Here is a 21,156-nt window from a genome sequence, read left to right as displayed (position 1 = left end):
GGGTGGGGTGAGCTATGAAGCCGCCATGCCCAGAAACCTTGTTCTGCCTTTGTTCGCGCTGCTCGCGTTCGTCGGCTGTACCCACCAGGTGCGGCCGAGCCCCGCGCCCATGTCCAACGCGGGGACGCCGCTGGCGCTTCGCGCGCGCTACTTCATCTCTCCCGAGCAGAAGGCGCGCATCGACTCGGACAGCTACTTCGTCCTGGGCGCCGGGCACACCTGGAACATCACCATTGGCGAAGCGCTCACGCGCAGCTTCCCGCAGATGATGGGCACCGTCTTCCAGTCCGTCCAGGAGGCCTCCAGCCCCGACGACCTGGGTGACGCGGACGTGCTCATCGTCCCGGAGATCCAGTTCTTCGACGTCAACGGCGGTGGCTTCGTGTCGCAGCTGAAGCTGACGGTGCGCTCCCGGGGAGGCCAGGACGCCGTCCAGGTGAGTGACCTGATCGAGGGCGAGTCCCAGAAGAGCAAGGCGGCCTCGGCGTGGATTGGTGGAGCGGCCGCGGGGCAGGAGGCCCTGCGTCAGTCCACCGAGCTCGCCTTCGAGGACGTGATGCCCAAGGTCGCCACCCGCCTGCGTGAAGTCTTCGCCAAGACGCAGGCCAAGGCGGCCGCGGGCGTGCTCTGACACGAAGCCCCCTTCAACAGGCGCCAACACGCGAGGGCCCGGAACCCAATGGTTCCGGGCCCTTTGTTTTTCCCAGACACGCTAACGCGCTGCGTATTGAGGCCCCGGCACCAGGGGCCTACTAATCGCCTTGTTGTCACAGTGCCAATAAGCGTCGGAGGCCGTGCATGAGACTGCGATGGAGCCGTGCTTGGACGTGTTCGAGTTCCCTGGCCCTCGGTTTGATGGGAGCCGGGGCGTTCGCTGACCCCTTACCGCTGCTGGAGACCACCGCGCTGCGCTCGCCGTTTTCGGCGGCCTGCGCCGGGAAGCCAGACAGCACCCCGTTGCCCGTGGATCCACGCACGCTGGTCGTGCCGGGCGTCAACAAGCCCGGGGCCGCCGTCCAGTTCAACGCGTACTGGGTGGACCTGCACACGCCACCCGCGCCGTTCGTGTCCACGCTGGCGCCCAATCCCACGACGTGCGGCGAGTTCCGCGCGAGCGCCGCCCGGGGGCGCGCCAACATCGAGGGCCGCACCTACTTCCAGCCCTTCTCCAACTCGCTCGCCTACTACAACCTCTACACGCTCTGGGGCTACCTCATCCGCCCCTCGGACTTCGACGAGCAGGTCATCAAGCGCTACGGGTACACGAAGGCGCCGTTTCGCAATCCCTACCCGCTGCCGTGGGAGAACCCGAACCTCACCCAGGGCGGAAGTGGCCAGCTTCCCCTGGGGCTCGTGCAGGAGAAGGACGAGAACGGGCGCTACACGGGCAACATCAGCTCCAGCTGCTCGGGGTGCCACGACTCGCGGCTGGGCACTGAACAGGAATCCGGCTTCTTGTGGGGACGCTCGAACGACGCGTTGGACGCGGGGTTGATCCAGTCCGACCTCTTCCGCTCCACCGTCGTGGGCAACATCTTCCAGCTGGCGCCCGTGCCCTGGAGCGTGGGCCGCGGCACCAGTGACGCCATTGGCATCGTGGACCTGCTGCCCGCGCTCTTCGACATGGACTCGCTGGCCCTGGCGCCCAGCCTGCTGGAGTTCTTCCCGTCCCACGCGGGCGGCATGTCGCGCGCGCCCAACTGGTTCCACCGCGCCTTCAAGACGCGGCAGTTCTGGGATGGCGCCCTCACGTCGGACAACGTCCGCTCGGAGATGGCCTTCGGCGTCGCGAACCTGGGGCGCTCGCCCGTGCAGCGCCGGGCGCTGACCGCCGAGTTCGAGGACAACGACAACTTCTTCATCTCGCTCTCGCCTCCCACCTATCCCAAGACGGTCAACACCGCGCTCGCCGAGCAGGGCGCGGTGCTCTTCCACGAGCGCGACCTCTGGGCCAACGGCGCCAACGCCAACATTCCCAAGGCCGCGGGCAACGGCTCCTGCGCGAGCTGCCACGGCGTCTATTCGCCGCGCTACGCCGCGGACCCCGCGTACCTGCCTGACCCGCGCCTCAAGGGCGTGGCGGGCGTCATCACGCCCATTGAAACCATCCGGACGGACCCGGCGCGCAAGGACCTGATGGCGGACGTGCGCAAGCGCAGGACCTGGAACACGTCCTTCCTGGGCTACAACGACGAGGCCCCCAACCACGGCCCCTTCTACGACGACATCATCACCAGCGCGGTGCGGCGGGTGCCGCGCAGCCTGTACGACAAGGGACTGGGCCCCATCTATTCACCGGAGGGACCCAACGAGTGGATCAACCCGTTCGGGTACATCGCGCCGCCCCTCTACGGCGCCTGGGCCTCCGCGCCGTTCTTCCACAACGGCAGCGTGCCCACCCTCTGGGACGTGCTGAAGCCGTCGGACCGCCCGTCGGTGTGGAAGCGCGCGCAGACCTCCGCCAACGTGCTGGGGACCAACGCGGGCTATGACTCGAGCTATTCGGCCTTCGACTTCGCGAAGCTGGGCTGGAAGGTGACGGCGCTGGCGTGCGGAGACGTCCCGACGCGCGACCCGTTCATTCCCTGCAGCCAGGAGATGGCGACGCCCGACATCCTCTTCGCGAACATCGCGAACCTCGCCGCCAACTACAACTCGCTCGCCTACCAGTCGCCGCCGCCCATCACCCAGAAGCAGATCCGCTCGCGCATGATCTTCAACTCCCACCTCTACGGGCTGGGCAATGAAGGGCACGACTTCACCCAGTCGCTCACCGACCCGGAGCGCTGGGCCATCATCGAGTACATGAAGACGCTGTAGCGCTGACGGCGGGGGGCGCGGCGTATGGCGCCCCCCGGCCCGCTACAGGAAGCGGCGCAGCAGGCCCAGCTTGCCGGTGTAGGGCGGATAGCGCAGCTTCATGTCCAACGCGAACGGCCGCTTCACCACGCTCTTCTTGTGGCTGAAGGCGTCGAAGCTGGCCTGGCCGTGGTAGCCGCCCAGGCCGGACTCGCCCACGCCGCCGAAGGGGAGCCCCTCCGCGGCGAAGTGGACGCACACGTCGTTGGTGACGGCGCCTCCGCTGGACGTCTCCGCGAGCACACGCTCGTTCACCGCCGCGTCCTTCGCGAAGCTGTAGAGGGCGAGCGGCTTGGGGCGGGCGCGCACGAAGCGGATGGCCTCGTCGGTGTCCGCGCAGTCCACGAGCGGGAGCAGGGGGCCGAAGATCTCCTCCTGCATCAGCGGGCTCGTCAGGGGCGCGTCGGTGATGACCGTGGGCGAGAAGTAGCGGCTCTTCGCGTCGCGCTCGCCGCCGAAGGCAATGCGCCCGTCCGCCGCGAGCGCGCTGATGCGCTCGAAGTGGCGGGCGTTGACGATGCGGCCGTAGTCGGCGCTCGCCCTCGCGTCGTCGCCGTAGAAGCTCCGGACGGCCTTCTGGACCAGTTCGGTGAAGGGCGCCTTGAGCTCCGGGGGAAGGAGCACGTAGTCCGGCGCGATGCAGGTCTGCCCCGCGTTGACGAACTTGCCCCAGGCGATGCGGCGCGCGGTGACTTCCAGGTCCGCGCTCCGGTGGATGATGCAGGGGCTCTTGCCCCCCAGCTCCAGGATGGTGGGCGTCAGGTGCCGGGCCGCTGCTTCGGCGACGGTCCGGCCCACCTGGGTGCCGCCGGTGAAGAAGATGAGGTCCCAGCGCTCCTGGAGCAGCGCGCGGCTCTCGTCCACGCCGCCCTCCACGACGGAGACGACCTCCGGGGGAAACGCCTCGCCCAGCAGCTTCGCGAGCACGCGGGACGTTTCCGGCGCGTGCTCGCTGGGCTTCAACACGGCCGTGCAGCCCGCGGCGAGCGCCCCGATGAGCGGTGCGAGTGACAGCTGATAGGGATAGTTCCAGGGCGCGATGATGAGCGTCACGCCCAGCGGATCCGCGTACTGCCAGGCCCGCGCCGGCTGGATGACCAGCGGCGCTGAGCCCTTCCGGGGCTGCATCCAGGCCTTCACCTGCTTGAGGGCCGTCTTCAGCTCTCCGTGGATGCTGCCCACCTCCGTGAGGTAGGCCTCCTCCGGGCTCTTCGCGAGGTCGGCCTTGAGGGCGGCCAGGATGGCCTCCTCATGTTCGCGCGCCGCCGCGTCGAGCGCCCGCAGCTGCTCCTGCCGCCATTTCAGCGGGAGCGTGACGCGCGTTTCGAAATACGCCCGCTGCCTTGAGACAAGCGCCTTCACGTCAAGCTCCCGCTGATTCCTCATGGGACGGCCCCTATGTGTGTGGTGGTCTACTCGAGCAGCTCACCGCGCTCCGCCTTCGCGACGAGCGACGCGGGCGGAAGGAAGTGCTTCCCGTAGCGCTCCGCGAGCTGGCGCGCGCGGATGATGAAGCCACGCGGCCCCGTGCCGGACGGGCCTTCGTAGCCGTTGATGTACTGCACGACGCCGCCGGTCCACGGCGGGAAGCCGATGCCCAGGATGGAGCCCACGTTCGCGTCCGCGACGGAGCGCAGCACGCCCTCGTCGAAGCAGCGCACCGTGTCGATGGCCTCCGCGAAGAGCATCCGCTCCTTCATGTCCTCGAAGGGGATGGTGTGGCCCGGCTTCGTGTAGTGCTTCTCCAGCCCCGGCCAGAGGTTCGTCCGCTTGCCGTCCGCGTAGTCGTAGAACCCGCCGCCGGTGGAGCGGCCCTTGCGCTGGTGCTGGTCGATCATCGCGTCCATCACCGCGTAGCTGCCGTGGTCCTGCCACGGCTGGCCCGCCGCCTCCACGGCCGCCTTGGTCTCCTGGCGGATCTTCCGGGGCAGCGTCAGCGTCAATTCATCCACCAACTGGAGCGGGGCGGCGGGGTAGCCCGCCTGGAGTCCCGCCTGCTCGATGGACGCGGGCGCGATGCCTTCACCCACCATGGCGATGGCCTCGTTGAGGAACGTGCCAATCACGCGGCTGGTGAAGAAGCCCCGGCTGTCGTTGACGACGATGGGCGTCTTGCCAATCTGCACCGCGATGTCGATGGCCTTCGCCAGCGTCGCGTCACTCGTCTGCTTGCCGGCGATGAGCTCCAGCAGCGGCATCTTGTCCACGGGGGAGAAGAAGTGCATGCCGACGAAGTCCGGCGGCCGCGACACCCCTTCGGCGAGCAGGGTGATGGGCAGGGTGGAGGTGTTGGACCCCAGCACCGCGTCCGGGGCCACCACGCCTTGAATCTCCTGGAAGACCTTGTGCTTGAGCTTCACGTCCTCGAACACCGCTTCGATGACCAGGTCGCAGCCCGCGAGCGCGGCGGGGTCTTCCGCGGGGGTGATGCGCGCGAGCAGCGCGTCGCCCTTCTCCTTGGTGGTGGAGCCCTTCTGGACGGCCTTCTCCACCAGCTTGACGGAGTAGCCCTTGCCCTTCTCCGCGGAGGCGAGGCTCACGTCCTTGAGCACCACGTCGATGCCAGCCTTGGCGCACACGTACGCGATGCCCGCGCCCATCATCCCGGCGCCCAGCACGCCCACCTTCTTCGCGGTGTGCTGCGGGAAGCCCTTGGGACGGCCGCCGCCGGAGTTGATGTGCTGCATGTCGAAGAAGAACGCCTGCATCATGTTCTTCGCGACCTGGCCGACGACGAGCTCCGTGAAGTAGCGCGACTCGATGGTGAACGCCGTGTCCACGTCCACCTGCGTGCCCTCCACCGCCACCGCCATGATGGCGCGCGGCGCGGGCATGTTCGTGCCCTTGAGCTGCTTGCGCAGGTTGGCGGGGAACGCGGGCAGGTTGGCCGCGAACGCCGGGTGGGACGGGGTGCCGCCCGGAATCTTGTAGCCCTTCTGGTCCCACGGCTGCTGCGCGGCCGGGTTCGCCTTCACCCACGCCTTCGCCGCGGGCAGGAGCGCGTCCACGGAGGGCACCACCTCATGCACCAGGCCCAGGTCCTTCGCCTCCTGGGGGCGGTAGCGCTGGCCCTGGAGCAGCACCTTCATCAGTGCGTCCGTGATGCCCAGCATGCGCACGGTGCGCACCACGCCGCCGCCGCCGGGCAAGAGGCCCAGCGTCACCTCCGGCAGGCCCACCTGCGCGCCCTTCACGTCCGCGATGATGCGGCGGTGACAGGCGAGGGCAATCTCCAGCCCGCCGCCAAGTGCCGCGCCGTTGATGGCCGCGACCACGGGCTTGCCCAGGGTCTCCAGCGTGCGCAGCTGCGCCTTGATCTCCTGGCCCAGGTCGAAGACCTGCTTCGCCTCGTCCTTCTTCACGCGGCGCAGGTCGTTGAGGTCGCCGCCCGCGAAGAAGGTCTTCTTGGCGGAGGTGATGACGACGCCGGTGAGGGTGGCCTTCTCCTTCACCAGCCGGTCCACCGCCGCGCGCATGGACTTCACGTAGGCGGCGTTCATGGTGTTGGCGGACTGGGAGGGGTCGTCCATCGTCAACACGACGATGCCGTCCGCGTCCTGTTCCCAGCGCAGGGTGTTCTGTTCGCTCATGGCTTTGCTCGGATGTCTTTGAAAGGGGATGGAAGGTTCAGACGCGCTCGACGAGGGTGGCCACACCCATGCCGCCGCCGACGCACAGGGTGACGACCGCGCGGCGCGCCTTGCGGCGCTCCAGCTCGTCCACCACGGTTCCAAGAATCATCGCGCCCGTGGCGCCCAGCGGGTGCCCCATGGCGATGGCGCCGCCGTTGACGTTGAGCTTCTCGTCCGGGATGCCCAGGTCCTTCTGGTACTTGAGGACCACGGAGGCGAAGGCCTCGTTGAGCTCGAAGAGGTCGATGTCCTTGACGGACAGGCCCGCGATGTCGAGCAGCTTCCGGGTGGCCGGCAGCGGCCCCGTCAGCATGATGGTGGGCTCCGCGCCGGAGGTGGCCACGGCGGCGATGCGCGCGCGCGGCGTGAGGCCCAGCGCCTTGCCCACCTGCTCCGAGCCCACCAGCACCAGCGCCGCGCCGTCCACGATGCCGGAGGAGTTGCCCGGCGTGTGCACGTGATGGATGCGCTCCACCGCGTGGTACTTCTGGAGCGCCACCGCGTCGAAGCCGCCCATCTCTCCCATGGTCGTGAAGGACGCGTTGAGCTGCCCCAGCGAGGCCACGGTGGAGTCCGGGCGCATGTGCTCATCGCGGTCCAGCACGGTGAGGCCGTTCTGGTCCACGACGGGGACGACGGACTTCTGGAAGTAGCCGTTGGCCCACGCGTGGGCCGCGCGCTCCTGCGAACGCACCGCGTAGCGGTCCACGTCCTCGCGGGTGAAGCCCTCCATGGTCGCGATGAGGTCCGCGGAGATGCCCTGCGGCACGAAGTAGGTGTCGTAGTTGGTGGCGGGGTCCATGGCCCAGGCGCCGCCGTCGGAGCCCATGGCCACGCGGGACATGCTCTCCACGCCGCCCGCGATGACCAGGTGCTCCCAGCCTGAGCGCACCTGCTGCGCGGCCATGTTCACCGCCGTCAGCCCGGAGGCGCAGAAGCGGTTGAGCTGCACGCCGCCGGTGGTGTCCGGCAGGCCAGCCGCCAGCACCAGCGTGCGCGCGATGTCCGCGCCCTGGTCGCCCACGGGGGACACGACGCCCAGCACCACGTCGTCGATGCGCTTCGGGTCCAGGTTGGGGTTGCGCTGCTTGAGCGCGTCCACCAGGCCGACGAGCAGCGACACCGGCTTGGTGCCGTGCAGGGCACCCTTCTTTCCCTTGCCGCGAGGGGTACGGACGGCGTCGAAGATGAATGCTTCCTGGCTCACGGGGAGCCTCCTTGTGAGAAGGGGAGGGGGCTACAGGGACCGGGCGACGAGTTCCTTCATGACCTCGTTCGCGCCGGCGAAGATTCGCAGGACGCGCGTGTCCGCGAACAGGTGGGCGATGGGGTATTCCTTCATATATCCGTACCCGCCGAACAGCTGGAGGCACCGGTCCACTACGAGACAGGCCTGGTCGGACACCCAGTATTTCGCCATGGCCGCCGTCGTCACGTCGAGCCTGCCCGCCAGGTGGGATTCGATGCAGTCGTCCACGAAGGTGCGGCACACCCGCTGGAGTGTCGCGCACTCCGCCAGTTCGAAGCGCGTGTTCTGCATCGCGAAGAGCGGCTTGCCGAAGACATGGCGCTGCTTGGTGTACTCCACGGTCAGCTGGACGGCGCGCTCCAGGCTGGCCACCGCGATGATGGCCGTGGTCAGCCGCTCCTGGGGCAGCTGCTGCATGAGCTGGGCGAAGCCCCGGCCCTCTTCTCCGCCCAGCAGGTTGACGGCGGGGACCTTCAGGTCGTCGAAGAACAGCTCGGTGGTGTCCTGGCCCTTGCCACCCAGCTTGTCGAGGATGCGGCCCCGCTGGAACCCGGGCGTCGTGTCGGAGACCTCCGCGCACAGGAGTGAAATCCCCCCGTGGCCCTGCTGCCCCGTGCGCACGACGAGGATGAGGAAGTCGCAGACGTGGCCGTTGGAGATGAACGTCTTGGCGCCGCTCACCCGGTAGAAGTCGCCTTCACGCACGGCGCGGGTGGTGATGGCCTGGAGGTCGGAGCCCGTGCCCGGCTCGGTCATGGCGATGGCGCCCACCCATTCACCGCTGGCCAGCCGGGGCAGCCACTTCTCCTTCTGGGCCTCCGACGCGTAGGCGAGCAGGTAGTGCGCGACGATGGCGCAGTGGACCGGGAAGCCCATGGAGGGGTCCCCGGCGCGGACCTGCTCCTCGATGAGGACCGCCTCGTGCGCGAACGTGCCACCGCCGCCGCCGTAGGCCTCGGGGATGGACATGCACAGGAGGCCCAGCTCTCCGGCGCGGCGGTAGAGCGCCTTGTCCGGGTAGCCCTGCTCCACGTGCTTGGGCACGTTGGGGACGACCTCCTTCGTGAAGTAGGTGGCCGCGAGCCCCCGCACCTGTTCGAGTTCGTCCGAGCTCCACCGGGGACGTGCCGTCGTCATGTCTGCCTCCTAGAGTCCGAACGTCTTGCCGATGATGTCGCGCTGGATTTCGCTCGTGCCGCCGTAGACGGTGGAGATGACCGTCGCGCGCAGGTGCGACTCCATGTCGTATTCGAGCGCGTAGCCGTAGCCGCCCAGCATCTGCATCCCCTCCAGCGCCACGCGCTTGGCCGTCTCCGTCGTCTTCAGCTTCGCCATGGAGGCTTCGCGCGGGAGCATCCGGTCCGGGTGCTCATCCGCCATGGCCGCGACGCGGTAGACGAGCAGCTCGCAGCAGTCCAGCTCCGTGGCCAGGTCCGCGATGCGGTGCTTGAGCGCCTGGAAGGAGCCGACGGCGCGGCCGAACTGCTTGCGCTCCTTCACGTAGGCGACGGCGTCGTCGAACGCGCGGCGGCCCCGGCCCAGCATGGACGCGGCGAGGATGAGCCGCTCGCTGTTGAGCCCCGCCATCAACTGGGGCCAGGCATGATCCACGGTGCCCACCACGGAGGACTCCGGCAGGAAGCAGTCCGTGAAGAAGACGTCGTTGACCTCCTTGCCGCCCATCGTGGGGATGCCGCGGATCTCCATGCCGGGCGTGCCCGCGGGGACGCAGAACATGGTGAGGCCTTCGTGGCGCGAGCCCACCGTGTTCGTGCGCGCCACGAGCAGCAGGTGGTCCGCGAAGTGCGCGTTCGAGCACCAGGTCTTCTGCCCGTTGACGATGAAGCCCCCGTGGGTCCGGACCGCGCGGCAGCTGAGCGCGGCGACGTCCGAACCGGCTCCGGGCTCGGAGATGGAGATGGCCTCCACGCGGCCCCGGGCGATGCCGCCGAGCACGGTCTCCTTCTGCTCCGGGGTCCCGAACTTCGCGTAGGGGCCCGCCGCGACCGCGGTGGTGATGAAGCCGCCCACGGGCGCGAGCCCATAGGAGGTCCGCTCCGCGAAGAGGCAGACGTCGGACATGCCGCCGCCCGCGCCGCCGTACTCCAGGGGAATGCCCACGCCCAGCCAGCCCAGCTCCGCCATCTGGCCGTAGAGGCCGGGGGCGTGGGCCTCGGTGCCGTGGTGGGTCAGCGCGTCCCGCTGCGCCCGCGTCCCGGTCCTTGCGCGACAGAACGCGTCGATGGCATCCGCGAACGCGGCTTGCTCCGGGGTTCTCACATGCATGGATGGCTCTTTCGGGGGAGGGGGTGTCAGGCGTTCGCGTAGAGCGCGGCGATGCGCTCGGCGTATTGGGCGAGCAGCACGCGGCGCTTGAGCTTGAGGGTGACCGTCAATTCGCCGGTCGCGGCGGACCAGGCTTCGGGGACGACCTCGAAGCGTTTGATCTGCTCGGAGCGGGAGAGCCGGGCGTTGGCCGCGGCGACGAGGGTCTCCAGCTCGGCCTGGACCACGGGCTCGCGCGCGAGGTCCGCGAGCGCCACGGAAGGAAGGCCCCGGGCCCGGGCCCAGAGCGGCGCGGCCTCTGGATCCAGCGAGACGAGCGCCGTCACGTAGGGATGGCCGTCGCCAATGGCAATCGCCTGGCCCACAAGCGGGTGGGTGCGCAGCATGCCCTCCAGCCGCGAGGGCGCGATGTTCTTCCCGCTGGAGGTGATGAGCAGCTCCTTCTTGCGGTCGGTGATGGTGAGGAAGCCGTCCGCGTCGAGCGTGCCGATGTCACCGGTGGCGAGCCATCCGTTCGCGTCCACCGCGCGGGCAATCTCACCGTCCGGCGCCAGGTAGCCCATGAAGACCACCGGGCCGCGCACGAAGATCTCTCCATCCTCCGCCAGCCGCAGCTGGAGCCCGGGGATGGGCCGCCCGACGGAGCCGACGCGGAAGTCGTTGGGGAGGTTGATGGTGGCGCAGCCGGTGGTCTCGCTCATGCCCCAGACCTCCAGCACCTGGATGCCGAAGCCGCCCAGGTACTCCAGGATGTCCACGGGGATGGGCGCGGAGCCGCTGCTCGTCCACACCAGCGCGTCCAGCCCCATCGACCTGCGCAGGGGCTCCAGCACGCGCGCTTCGGCGTCCTGGGCCTGCTGCTGGACCTCCGGGGGCACGGGCCTGCCAGACCCGCGGAGCCGGAAGGACTCCAGCGCGGCGGCGTGGGCGGCGAGCAGCGGTTCGCGCCGGGCGGGCTCCAGCGCTTCCACCTTCAGCCGCAGGCTCGCGGCCAGCTTCTCCCAGAGGCGCGGCACGCCGAAGAACGCGGGGGCTCGCGAGCGGGCCAATAGCGGCACCACACCCGTGGGGTCCGTGCACAGGTGCATGTGCAGCGCCTTGTAGAGCGCGCGGTAGAGCCCCAGCTCGCGCTCCGCCACGTGCGCCAGCGGGAGATACGCGATGGAGGGGACCCGCATCGGGACGGGGACGGAGAGGTCCACGGCCACCGCTTCATAGAAGGCGTTGAGGTGGCTCAGCACCACGCCCTTGGGGTCGCCGGTGGTGCCGGACGTGTACATCATCGCCAGCGGATCCTCCGGGCGGATGTCCTTCCAGACGTCCTCGAAGGCCTGGGGGTTGGCTTCGTGCAGGGCGCGGCCCTCGGACTCGACCTCCGCGAAGGAGATGAACCGCGAGTCCCCGCGCGGCAGGGCGGCCTCATCCAGGACGACGATCCGCTTGAGCGCCGGGAGCGTTTCGAGCACCGGCCACCACCGGGCCAGCTCATCCGCGCCCTCCAGCACCACCACCGTGGCCGCGCTGTGCCTGGCGACGTAGCCCACCTGTTCGGTGCTCAGGGTCTGGTACGCCGTACAGGAGATGGCGCCCAGGTGGACGGCGGCATAGTCGACGATCCAATGCTCCGGCCGGCCGGACATCATGATCATCATCCGCTCGCCCCGGCCCAGCCCCAGCGTGCAGAGCCCGCGTGCCATCGCGGCGGTCCGTTCGCGCAGCTGGCCCCAGGTGAGGGTGCTGTTCCCGGAGGTGAGGGCGGGCGCGTCCGCGTACTCCGTGGCGTTGCGTTGGAGGAGGCGCGGCAGCGTGAGCTGGGCCGCCAGGGAATGGCACTGCGCTTCCAGGGATGCGTGAGACGGACCCATGGGCACCTCCGCCGGTTCAATGGTCAATCAGGCTGTCGCGTGCTTCTTCCTCGTCAGGGGTCGACGTAGAGGTCGAGCACGACGTCGGGGCCGCCGCCGTAGCGGCTGAAGTCGGTGACTCCGCCCGCGCGCAGCACGTCCTCGTCGATGAAGGTCTGCCCGGTGCACTCGCGCGGCGGGCGCTGGAGGAGGGCCACGGCCGCGTCCGCCATGATGTCCGGCGAGCGGGCCCGCTGCATCGAAGCGTCCCCCCCGAGCAGGTTCTGCACGGCGGCGGTGGCGATGAGCGTGCGCGGCCAGAGCGTGTTCGCGCCGATGCCCGCGTCCGCGAACTCCGCGGCCCAGCCGAGCGTGAGCAGCGTCATCCCGTACTTGGCCAGCGTGTACGCCGGGTGCAATCCCATCCAACGGGGATCCAGGTTCACCGGCGGCGACAGCGACAGGATGTGCGCGTGGGGCGAGCGCCGCAGGTGGGGCAGCGCCGCGCGCGTCAGCAGGAACGTGCCCCGCAGCTGGATCTGCTGCATCAGGTCGAAGCGCTTGACCGGGAGCTCCTCCGTCTTCAGCGGGGCGAGGGCGCTCGCGTTGTTCACGCAGAAGTCGATGCCGCCGAAGCGCGCCACGGTGGCGTCCACGGCGCGCTGCACGTCCGCCTCGTCGCGCACGTCGCCCACCACCGCGAGCGCCTGGCCGCCGGCCGCTTCAATCTCCGCGGCAGCGGTGTGGACGGTGCCCGGAAGGCGCGGATCCGGCGTGCCCGTCTTGGCGAGCAGGGCGACGTTGGCGCCCAGCCGTCCCGCCGCGACGCCGATGGCCAGTCCGATGCCACGGCTTCCGCCGGACATCAGCAGCGTGCGTCCGGCGAGGGGGCCCGGACCGCCCGGGGTCCCCGTCACTTCGGGGGCCTCGGCTTCGCCGGAGTGGCACGTCCGGGCGTCGCCGTCCGGGCGAGCTGGGGGAGCAGGTCGCGCACGATGAGCAGGAGCGATTCGCTCAGGAGCAGGTGCGTCTCTTCGCGGCTGAGCGTCCCGTCGCGGAGCCACTCGCGGATGGAGGACTTCACCAGTCCGCCGTAGGAGCGGATCATCGCCCGCTGCCGCGAATCGTTGCCGACCTCGGCCTTGAGCCCCAGGAACTCGAGCGTTCGCGACGCGGCCACGTCGTCCGCCTCGGCGATGATGCGCTCAACGTCCGGATCCGCGCCGATGCCGCCGCTGCCGATGACGGCCAGGTACGTCTTGCCGTGGGTCGCCACGGTGTCCAGGTACCACTCGACGCTGCGCTCGACGCGCTCTCGCAGGGTTCCGGTCATGGGGACGCTCTTTTCGATGCCGGGCATGAGCAGCATTCGCTTCACGACCTTCAGATAGAGGTCCCGCTTCTGCCCGAAGTAGTGGTTGAGGAGTCCCCGCGCGACGCCCGCCTCCTTGGCGATGTCGGTGGTGGAGACCTCCGCGTAGGGGCGCTCGCCGAACAGGCGCATGGCGCAGTCGAGGATCTGCTGCCGGCGCTCGTCGGGTTCCAGCCGCTTCCAGCGGGGGGCCAGGGCGCTCATCGCCGTGCCTCCTGCCAGGGAAGGAACGCGGGCAGGTCTTGAGTCACAGTCCGGGAGAATTTCGCGGGTCGCTTCTGCATGAAGGCCATGACGCCTTCTAGCGCGTCCGGGCTCTCCCCCAGGCTCGCGATGAGCTGACTGTCCAGGTTGAAGGCGGGCTCGGGCGAGGCCATGGCGCTCATCCGGTAGAGCGCCTGACGGATGACGGCCACGGACACCGGCGCGGTCGTCTCCACCAGCTCCTTCGCCAGGGCTTGCGCGGCGCCGGCCAGCGCCTCGGGTTCGTGGAGGGATTGGACCAGCCCCGCGCCCAGTGCCTCCTGCGCCGGGATCAACCGGCCGCTCACCATCCAGTCCATCGCGCGGCCCAGCCCCACCAGCCGGGGCAGGAACCAGCAGGAGCCCGCCTCCGGGTAGATGCCGCGCCGGCTGAAGACAAAGCCGAACCGGCTGTTGTTGGCGGCGAGCCGGAAGTCCGCGGGGAGGATCATCGTGGAGCCCACGCCCACCGCCGCGCCCTGCACGGCGGCGATGACAGGCTTTCGCAGCGCGAACAGCTGGCGGGCCACGCGCGTCGCGGGCTCCACCCAGGCGCCTCCGGGGATGTCTGTGTTCGTGACCTCCAGCGACTGCCCGCTGAGGTCCGCCCCCACGCAGAAGTCCCTGCCAGCCCCCGACAGGATGACCACCCGCACCGCTTCGTCCGCGTCCGCAGCGGCGAGCGCGGCCGCGAGCTCGTCCGACATGAGCACGGTGAAACCATTGCGCGCCTCGGGCCGGTTCAGCTCCACGGTGGCGATGCGGTCCGCGACCGAAACACGGATGTGTTGGTAGCTCATGGTTGGTAATCCTGACGCATGTGAGCGGTATAGTGGGTGCTTGTTGGCGGATCGTCAACAACAAGAGTCATTGGACATCCCCGATTGGCTTTCGACATTCTGCGTCATCCCCTTCCACCCTGGAGAACGTCCCATGAGCTCTGTCGCCTTTCGTCTGGAGGGCCGTCGCGCCCTGATCACGGGAGCGTCCGGAGGGCTGGGTTTGCACTTCGCGGAGGCGCTGGCGCGAGCGGGCGCGGAGGTGGTGTTGGCGGCACGCCGGGCGGACAAGCTGGCTTCGGAGGTGGAGCGGCTGCGGGAATCAGGGCTGCGCGCGCACGCTGTGTCCATGGACGTGACGGTCGCCGCGTCCGTGCAGGCGGCCGTGGCCGAGGCCGAAGCGAAGGCGGGTGGGGTGGTGGACGTGCTGGTGAACAACGCGGGCGTGTCGGGCGAGGGCTTCTTCCTCCAGGTGGAGGAGGAGCAGTGGGATGCCGTGGTCGACACCAACCTCAAGGGCGCGTACCTCGTCGCGAGGGCCGTGGCTCGGCGGCTGGTGGAGAGCGGCACTCCGGGCAGCATCATCCACATCGCCTCCATCCTGGGGCTGCGGGTGGGCGGTGGGGTGTCGCCCTATTGTGCGTCCAAGGCCGGGTTGCTCCACCTCACCCGCGCCATGGCGTTCGAGCTGGCGCGGAACTCCATCCGAGTGAACGCGCTGGCCCCCGGCTACATCGAGACAGACTTCAACCGTGCCTTCTTCGAGACGGACGCGGGCAGGAAGCTCGTCTCTCGCATTCCCATGCGGCGGCTTGGCTCCATGCAGGAACTGGACGGTCCTTTGCTGCTGCTGGCGTCAGATGCGGGCAGCTTCATGAGCGGCTCGGTCCTCGAAGTGGATGGCGGCCACCTCTGCTCGACCTTGTAGTTCCCCCTTCTCCAGGAGCCACCGGATGGACTTCTCTCTCTCTCCCGAAATCGAAGCGTACCGGCTGCGCGTGCGTGACTTCGTGGCCACGCACGTGCTGCCGCTGGAAAAGCAGCCGGACGCGTTCGACGCGCACGAGAACCTCCGCGAGGAGGTGGTGGCGCGGGTCCGGGAGCGCGCCCGCGCGGAGGGGCTCTGGGCCTTCCAGATGCCGAAGGCGCGCGGAGGGCAGGGCCTGGGCGTGGTGGGCATGGCGGCCTGTTACGAGGAGGCCGCCCGTTCGCCCTTCGGACCGGTGATGTTCAACGCCGCGCCGCCGGATGACGGCAACATGATCGTCCTGGAGAAGGTGCTCGCGACGGAGGCGCTGAAGCAGCGCTGGTTGCAGCCGCTCATCGACGGCCGGGTGCGCTCCGCCTTCGCGATGACGGAGCCCGACGGCTGCGGCTCCGACCCGTCCCTGACCTATACGCGCGCGGAGCGGCAGGGCGATGAGTGGGTCCTCACGGGCCGGAAGTGGTTCATCACCGGCGCCCAGGGCGCGCAGCACTTCATCGTGGTGGCGCGCACCTCCGACGATGAGCGCAAGGGGCTCACCGCCTTCCTCTTCGACGCGGATCAGCCCGGCTGGCGCATCGAGCGGCGCATCCCCATCATGGGCCCCGAGGAGCACGGCGGCCATTGCGAGCTCGTCTTCGACGGCCTGCGCATTCCGGACTCGCAGCGCCTGCTGGAGGTGGGGGACGGGCTCAAGGTCACGCAGATCCGCCTGGGCACGGCCCGCCTCACGCACTGCATGCGCTGGCTGGGATTGGCGAAGCGGTGCCTGGAGGAGGCGGGTGGCTATGTCTCGCGGCGGATGAGCTTCGGGGAGACGCTGGCGCGGCACGAGGGCGTGCAGTGGATGCTGGGCGACGCGGCCAAGGACATCCACATCGGGCGGCTGCTCACCATGAGCGCCGCTTGGAAGCTGGACCAGGGGGACTTCGCGCGGACGGACATCTCCATCGCGAAGATCCACGTGGCGGATGCGCTGCACAAGGCCGCGGACACGGCCATCCAGTTGATGGGGGCCCGCGGCTACTCCAAGGACACGCTGGTGGAGTGGATCTACCGCTACGCGCGCCAGGCGCGGCTGGTGGATGGGGCCAGTGAGATCCACAAGATGGTGCTGTCACGCGCCTACCTTGCTGAGGGAGCGGACTTCTTCCGGTGGGGCGTGGCGTCCGCTTCCAAGGGCGAGGGGTAAGCGATGCGCGAGGAACAGAAGCGCGCGCTGGAGTCCTTCCTGGCCACGAAGGCGGAGGCCCGCGAGGTGCGGCTCATCGATGCGCGACTGCTCTCCGGGGGCGCCATCCAGGAGAACTGGTTGCTGACGGCGGTGGTGGGCGGCGGGCCACATGAGGGCGTGCTGGAGTGCGTGCTGCGCTCCGATGCGCCCTCGGGCGTCTCCGTGTCGCACGGCCGCGCCCAGGAGTTCGCCCTGCTGCGGGAGGCGTTCCGGGCGGGCGTGACGGTGCCGGAGCCGCTGTGGCTGGGAGACGCCTCTGTCCTCGGGCGCGCGTTCTTCGTGATGCGCAAGGCGCGGGGGACCGCCGCCGGCCATCGCGTCGTGAAGGACCTGGGGCTGGGCGGTGATCGAGAGGCGTTGACCGAACGTCTGGGCGAGGAGCTGGCGCGGCTGCACGCCATCCGGCCTCCCGTGGAGGCCCTGTCCTTCCTCCCGGTGCCGGAGTTGTCGCCCGCGCTGCGCGGCGTGAGGGAGTTCCAAGCCTTCCTGGACGGCCATCACACTGCGTTCCCGGCGCTGGAGTGGGGGATCCGCTGGCTGGAGCGGCATGCGCCCGCGACGCCGGAGTTGGTGCTCACGCACCGGGACTTCCGCACCGGCAATTACATGCTGGACGAAGCAGGACTCACGGCCGTGCTGGATTGGGAGTTCGCGGCCTGGTCGGATCCGCTGGAGGACCTTGGCTGGTTCTGCGCGCGGTGTTGGCGGTTCGGACAGTTCGACAAGGAAGCGGGAGGCATTGGTTCCCGCGAAGCGCTGGCGCGGGGCTATGCGCGCGTGAGCGGCCGTCGGCTGGACTGGGAGGCCGTGCGCTACTGGGAGGTCTTCGCCCACGCGCGGTGGGCGGTGATTGCCCTGCAACAGGGAGAGCGGCACGTCTCCGGCCGCGAGCCCTCCCTGGAGCTGGCCCTGACGGCGCATGTCGTGCCGGAGCTGGAGCTGGAGCTTCTGCGGATGACGGGAGGACCGGATGCGTGAACAGCCGGAAGGGGCAGCGCTGCTGGCGGTGGCTCGCGAGGTACTGCTACGGGAGCTGCTGCCCGGGCTGCCGGAGGACAAGGCCTATGCCGCGCGGATGATCGCCAATGCGATGGGCATCGCAGAGCGGCAGCTGCGCGAGGGAGTGGGGCCTCAAGAGGTGGAGCACCTTGCGCTGGTTGCCCTGCTCCAACGCGAAGGCGGACTGGCGGAGCTGAACCGTGAACTCGCGGTCCGGATCCGCCAGGGCAGGTTCGACGGTAACGACGAAGCGTGGTCGCTCTTGTGGAGCGCCACCGTTCAGCGGGTGCGGGAGAGCGCACCGAAGGCCCTGACGGCTTCCTGATACTGCTTGATCAGATGCGTGACGGTCCTCGGGCTGAATGCGACGTCGCACCTGGGGCAGCGTCCACTGCGTCTTCCGAAGTCCGGGCTTCCGGAGAGCTGCCCGGCGGAGCTGGGGTTCCTGGCCCAGACGCGGACCCTGGCCGGGCTGGAGTCGCTCGCGCGCAAGGGCGTGCTCTATTTCAACCTGCACACCAGGGCCCGTACCTCCTACGGCGAGATGCGCGGGCAGCTCTACGCCGTCCAGCCCTGACCCGGCGCTGGAGCTCCCCGCGCGCACGCCCGGCTAATCCTGGAGGACCCGGAGCTCCTTGCCGCTCCCGCGCGCCGGATCTCCGAACGTGGCGTCCGAGGCGGTGACGGTCCCCGTCAGCCCACCGACCACGTTCCATTGCGTGCCGGTGCCGAACGCCACCGTCACCGGCTCATCCCCCAGGTTCGTCGTCGCTCCCTCGGCGCAGACGTGGGTGAAGTTCTGCGGCACGTTGTACGCCTTGCGGTTGGGGTAGCCGACCTGCCGGTAGTAGCCCAGGTTCGCGCCACCGGACTGGGGATTGCCGAAGGTCGCGGCGTTGAAGGTGATGGTGCCCGTCACCCCCGGGATGAAGCGGAAGTGGCCGTTCGCCCCGTAGGCCACGTCGCAGGGGCCCGGCAGGTTGAAGGTGGCGCCATCCGGGACGCCGGCGTTGAAGGTGGTGATGTCGTAGCCACCGGGCAGGTCCTTGGGCACGTTCAGGGGCGTCAACTGGAGCGGCCCCTGGTCCCAGCTCGTGACGACGAACATGAAGCGCGTGGGCAGCGACTGTTCGTAGAGCAGGAGGTTGTCCGCCGACGTGGTGCCGGCGAGCATGTCCAGGTTCGGCGTCTCCGTCGGAGAGGTGAACTCTCCCTGGACCTTGGCGTTGTTGAGGGCCTGGAGGTACCAGTCACGCGCGATGGCCGGGAAGTACTTCAGCTCGAGCGCCCACAGGTACGCCTCCTTGAGGATGTACAGCCGGGCCGACAGGGATTGCGTGGGCGCCAGCGTGTTCAGGTAGGTGTAGACGCCGACGCCGCTCGAGCTGGTGCTCGTGGTGTCGCGCTTGTAGGAGAACGAGAAGTCGAACGTCCCGCCCAGGTAGGTCTCCCCGCTGGCGGCGATGCCCATCTGGTCCGCGTTGCCGATCTCCGACGTCTGGAGGAAGCCCGCGTAGATGTTGACGTCCAGGTGGACGCCGAAGCCGGTGGTCTGCCCGTTCGACACCCGGTACTGCCCGTCGCACACCGAGCCACCGCTCATGGCGAACTTGAGGTACTTCTGGCCGTTGATGTTGGTCTCGGTGCCGTACGCGTCCACGACCGCGGCGACGTAGTTGTTGCCCGTGTAGAAGGTGCTGAGGTCGGTTCCGTCCGGCGCCGTGAAGATCTGCTGGATCTCCGCCTGGGTCTTGCCGGAGGCCGCCAGCCTGTTCACGCACTCCGTATACAGGCTGAACATCCGGGCGTTGATGGCCGCCTCGGTGTACGAGTCGACCACGCCGGGCGTGCACGCGTAGCTGAAGAAGTCGCCCGCCGCGGTCTCGTCCGCGTCATCCGAGGCGACGGGCCAGTGGGCCACGACCAGCGGCGCCGGGCTGAACGCGGTGTCCTGGTTGAAGGCGAGGTTCGCCGCCGTGCCGTACTGGGAGCGCAGCCAGAACAGCGAACGCCCGAAGTAGCACCCGTAGGGACGCACGAGGTACGCGGACGCGTCATCAAGAGGGTAGTACGGGTGCCGGTAGGCCTTCGTCTGCACCTTGATGCTCTGGGCCGTGAACTTCCCGTCCTGCCACGCGATGTGCCCCGAGCCTCCGGCCCTGGCGCTGATGCCCCAGCTCACGCCCGCCTTGTAGCCCTCGAAGGCGCCCGCGGCGACGGTCTCCTTCGAGGAGTACTGGATGCCCAGGCTCGCGGAGACGTTGATCTCATTCAGGACCACGTCCTCCTGGGTCGTGTTCATCTCGTAGTCGAACATGTTCCAGTCCGCCATGCCGTCGGGGCTGGCGTTGCCCCAGACCTCCGGCGCCGGGACGGGCATGGGGAAGGGGTCGCAGATGGTGGTGAGCAGGCGCTTGCCGCTGTTCTCCTGCTTCGGCGGGTGGAGGGCGCTCTGCAGCTTGAAGTCGCCATACTTCAGGGAGGACATCTGGATGGGCGAGCCCACCGAGTACTCGCTGCGGACCCAGGCCATCCCCAGGATGATGGGGAGGGTGGAGGTGTCCTGGCCCGTCGATTCAGGGATGACGCCGACCGAGAAGCACATCGAGAGGGGGCCTTCGGTGTCCTCCGCGGTGTTCGTGAAGATCTTGCCGTACTCCTTCCAGGTGGGCGCGGCCGACGCATCAATCTGGCGCAGCGGCCGGATGTCTTGAATCACGGCCAGGGAGATCGCGTTGTTGGTGTTGCTGTTGAGGCTGTCCGCGAACAGGGCGACGAGCCGTCCGGCGGGATCGACGGCCAGCCCCGTGCCCCGGGCCTTGCGGCTCCTGGCCGCGTTGGGCCAGGAGAGGACCATGGGCACCTGCACGGGGCTGGGGTTGGCGTGGCAGGCGGCATCCAGCGTCCAGGAGAAGGTGGTCGAGGTGGCATGGGCTTCATCCCACAGCGCCGCGATGACGCAGTTGACGGTGGGGCTGGTGGGGGTGGCTCCCGGCTGGGTGACGAGGATGGTGCGGACATCGAGATGCGAAACGTTCGAGGACGTCTGCGTGGGGTTGGTCGCGGGGGCCGGCACGTACCAGGACGGGAACTTGGAGACCCAGTCATTGGTGAGGGGGTTGTAATCACCCGTGTCCAGGACGAGGTGGTAGACCTGCACCGTGTTGTGCGTGGGATCCCAGGCGGCGTAGTTGATGAGGATTTCCGTCTCCCCCTTGCCGGTGCACGCCGACACTCCGTTGGAGAGGATCTTCACGGGTGGCGTGCCGCCATCCGCCGCCCCCGACGGCACCAGGACCTGGCACCAGTCCGTCGCGGAGCGCGTGGCGCCGGGGGCGACCCGGGCCGCGCACAGGATGTTGTTCGCGCTGTCGACCCAGAAGACGTAGACGAGGCCGCGGACCGAGACCACGCCGATGCGCTTCTGGGTCAGGAAGGCGAAGGTGGACTGCGTGGAGTCAACGTCGATGGTGAACTGGGTCCAGGGATCCAGCCGCTTCGGATTCCCCTGGGGACGGCTCAGGTAGGCGACGGTGGAGGTGCTGACGTAGCCCTGGAGTTTCTGGTCATCGTCGACGCCCACCAGGACCAGCGAGGAGCCGGTCTGGATGAGGCGGAACTCTCCGTTGTCACCATTGACGTCGAGCGGTCCGGCGACGGGGATGCTGATGACT

17 protein-coding genes are annotated in these 21,156 nt (G+C 69.0%); 7 read left to right on the top strand and 10 right to left on the bottom strand.

The genetic code is table 11. The features are described 5' to 3' along the window. The coding region (locus D7X32_RS33275; protein ID WP_208752617.1) for a hypothetical protein at positions 1–631 on the top strand (631 nt) is incomplete at its 5' end. A gap of 167 nt (positions 632–798) precedes the next feature. Further along, positions 799–2,820, top strand: coding sequence for a rubber dioxygenase RoxA (roxA, locus tag D7X32_RS33270; RefSeq protein WP_120606596.1), 2,022 nt, complete (start codon positions 799–801; stop codon positions 2,818–2,820). Between the two features lie 42 nt (positions 2,821–2,862). Here roxA and D7X32_RS33265 read toward each other — a convergent pair whose 3' ends face one another. Genes D7X32_RS33265 through D7X32_RS33225 form a run of 9 tightly spaced genes read right to left on the bottom strand, consistent with a single transcriptional unit; the run spans position 2,863 to position 14,285 of the window. Beyond that, positions 2,863–4,245, bottom strand: coding sequence for an aldehyde dehydrogenase family protein (locus D7X32_RS33265; protein WP_120606595.1), 1,383 nt, complete (start codon positions 4,243–4,245; stop codon positions 2,863–2,865). A 26-nt stretch (positions 4,246–4,271) separates the two neighbouring features. Continuing rightward, positions 4,272–6,449, bottom strand: coding sequence for a 3-hydroxyacyl-CoA dehydrogenase NAD-binding domain-containing protein (locus tag D7X32_RS33260; protein WP_120606594.1), 2,178 nt, complete (start codon positions 6,447–6,449; stop codon positions 4,272–4,274). A 37-nt stretch (positions 6,450–6,486) separates the two neighbouring features. Beyond that, positions 6,487–7,698, bottom strand: coding sequence for an acetyl-CoA C-acetyltransferase (locus tag D7X32_RS33255; RefSeq protein WP_120606593.1), 1,212 nt, complete (start codon positions 7,696–7,698; stop codon positions 6,487–6,489). A gap of 30 nt (positions 7,699–7,728) precedes the next feature. Next, on the bottom strand, positions 7,729–8,877 hold the full coding sequence (locus D7X32_RS33250; RefSeq protein WP_120606592.1) for an acyl-CoA dehydrogenase family protein: 1,149 nt from the start codon (positions 8,875–8,877) through the stop codon (positions 7,729–7,731). 9 nt (positions 8,878–8,886) lie between these two features. Further along, the gene (locus D7X32_RS33245; protein WP_120606591.1) at positions 8,887–10,026 is read right to left on the bottom strand and encodes an acyl-CoA dehydrogenase family protein; all 1,140 of its coding nucleotides are present in this window, start codon (positions 10,024–10,026) and stop codon (positions 8,887–8,889) included. A 26-nt stretch (positions 10,027–10,052) separates the two neighbouring features. Further along, positions 10,053–11,891 (bottom strand): AMP-dependent synthetase/ligase, encoded by a 1,839-nt coding sequence (locus D7X32_RS33240; RefSeq protein WP_120606599.1) that lies wholly within the window; start codon positions 11,889–11,891, stop codon positions 10,053–10,055. 53 nt (positions 11,892–11,944) lie between these two features. Beyond that, on the bottom strand, positions 11,945–12,787 hold the full coding sequence (locus tag D7X32_RS33235; RefSeq protein ID WP_167506540.1) for an SDR family oxidoreductase: 843 nt from the start codon (positions 12,785–12,787) through the stop codon (positions 11,945–11,947). Further along, positions 12,784–13,446: a TetR/AcrR family transcriptional regulator gene (locus tag D7X32_RS33230; RefSeq protein WP_120606590.1), complete on the bottom strand. Its 663-nt coding sequence runs from the start codon at positions 13,444–13,446 to the stop codon at positions 12,784–12,786. The genes D7X32_RS33235 and D7X32_RS33230 overlap by 4 nt, the downstream gene beginning before the upstream one ends. Further along, entirely contained in the window at positions 13,443–14,285 is an 843-nt protein-coding gene (locus D7X32_RS33225; RefSeq protein ID WP_120606589.1) for an enoyl-CoA hydratase-related protein, read from the bottom strand. The genes D7X32_RS33230 and D7X32_RS33225 overlap by 4 nt, the downstream gene beginning before the upstream one ends. 133 nt (positions 14,286–14,418) lie before the next feature. Between D7X32_RS33225 and D7X32_RS33220 the strand changes: the two genes are divergently transcribed. Genes D7X32_RS33220 through D7X32_RS33200 form a run of 5 tightly spaced genes read left to right on the top strand, consistent with a single transcriptional unit; the run spans position 14,419 to position 18,059 of the window. Beyond that, positions 14,419–15,192 carry an SDR family NAD(P)-dependent oxidoreductase gene (locus D7X32_RS33220; protein ID WP_120606588.1) on the top strand — a complete coding sequence of 258 codons (774 nt, stop codon included), beginning with the start codon at positions 14,419–14,421 and terminating at the stop codon, positions 15,190–15,192. 25 nt (positions 15,193–15,217) lie between these two features. Then, positions 15,218–16,441 carry an acyl-CoA dehydrogenase family protein gene (locus tag D7X32_RS33215; RefSeq protein ID WP_120606587.1) on the top strand — a complete coding sequence of 408 codons (1,224 nt, stop codon included), beginning with the start codon at positions 15,218–15,220 and terminating at the stop codon, positions 16,439–16,441. Positions 16,442–16,444: 3 nt separating this feature from the next. Beyond that, positions 16,445–17,461 (top strand): phosphotransferase family protein, encoded by a 1,017-nt coding sequence (locus tag D7X32_RS33210; RefSeq protein WP_120606586.1) that lies wholly within the window; start codon positions 16,445–16,447, stop codon positions 17,459–17,461. After that, the gene (locus tag D7X32_RS33205; protein WP_120606585.1) at positions 17,454–17,807 is read left to right on the top strand and encodes a DUF6285 domain-containing protein; all 354 of its coding nucleotides are present in this window, start codon (positions 17,454–17,456) and stop codon (positions 17,805–17,807) included. The genes D7X32_RS33210 and D7X32_RS33205 overlap by 8 nt, the downstream gene beginning before the upstream one ends. A gap of 18 nt (positions 17,808–17,825) precedes the next feature. Next, a complete protein-coding gene (locus tag D7X32_RS33200; protein ID WP_208752616.1) occupies positions 17,826–18,059 on the top strand; it encodes a CHRD domain-containing protein in 234 nt (77 codons plus the stop codon). Between the two features lie 33 nt (positions 18,060–18,092). On the opposite strand, the gene D7X32_RS45670 is transcribed toward D7X32_RS33200, so the two are convergent. Further along, positions 18,093–21,156 (bottom strand): hypothetical protein (locus tag D7X32_RS45670; protein ID WP_208752615.1); only part of this gene is annotated, 3,064 nt, incomplete at its 5' end.

Source organism: Corallococcus carmarthensis, from assembly GCF_003611695.1.
Classification (GTDB): domain Bacteria; phylum Myxococcota; class Myxococcia; order Myxococcales; family Myxococcaceae; genus Corallococcus; species Corallococcus carmarthensis.
The sequence above is the reverse complement of the archived record's forward strand: the minus strand, read 5'-3'. Positions and strand labels throughout refer to the sequence as shown.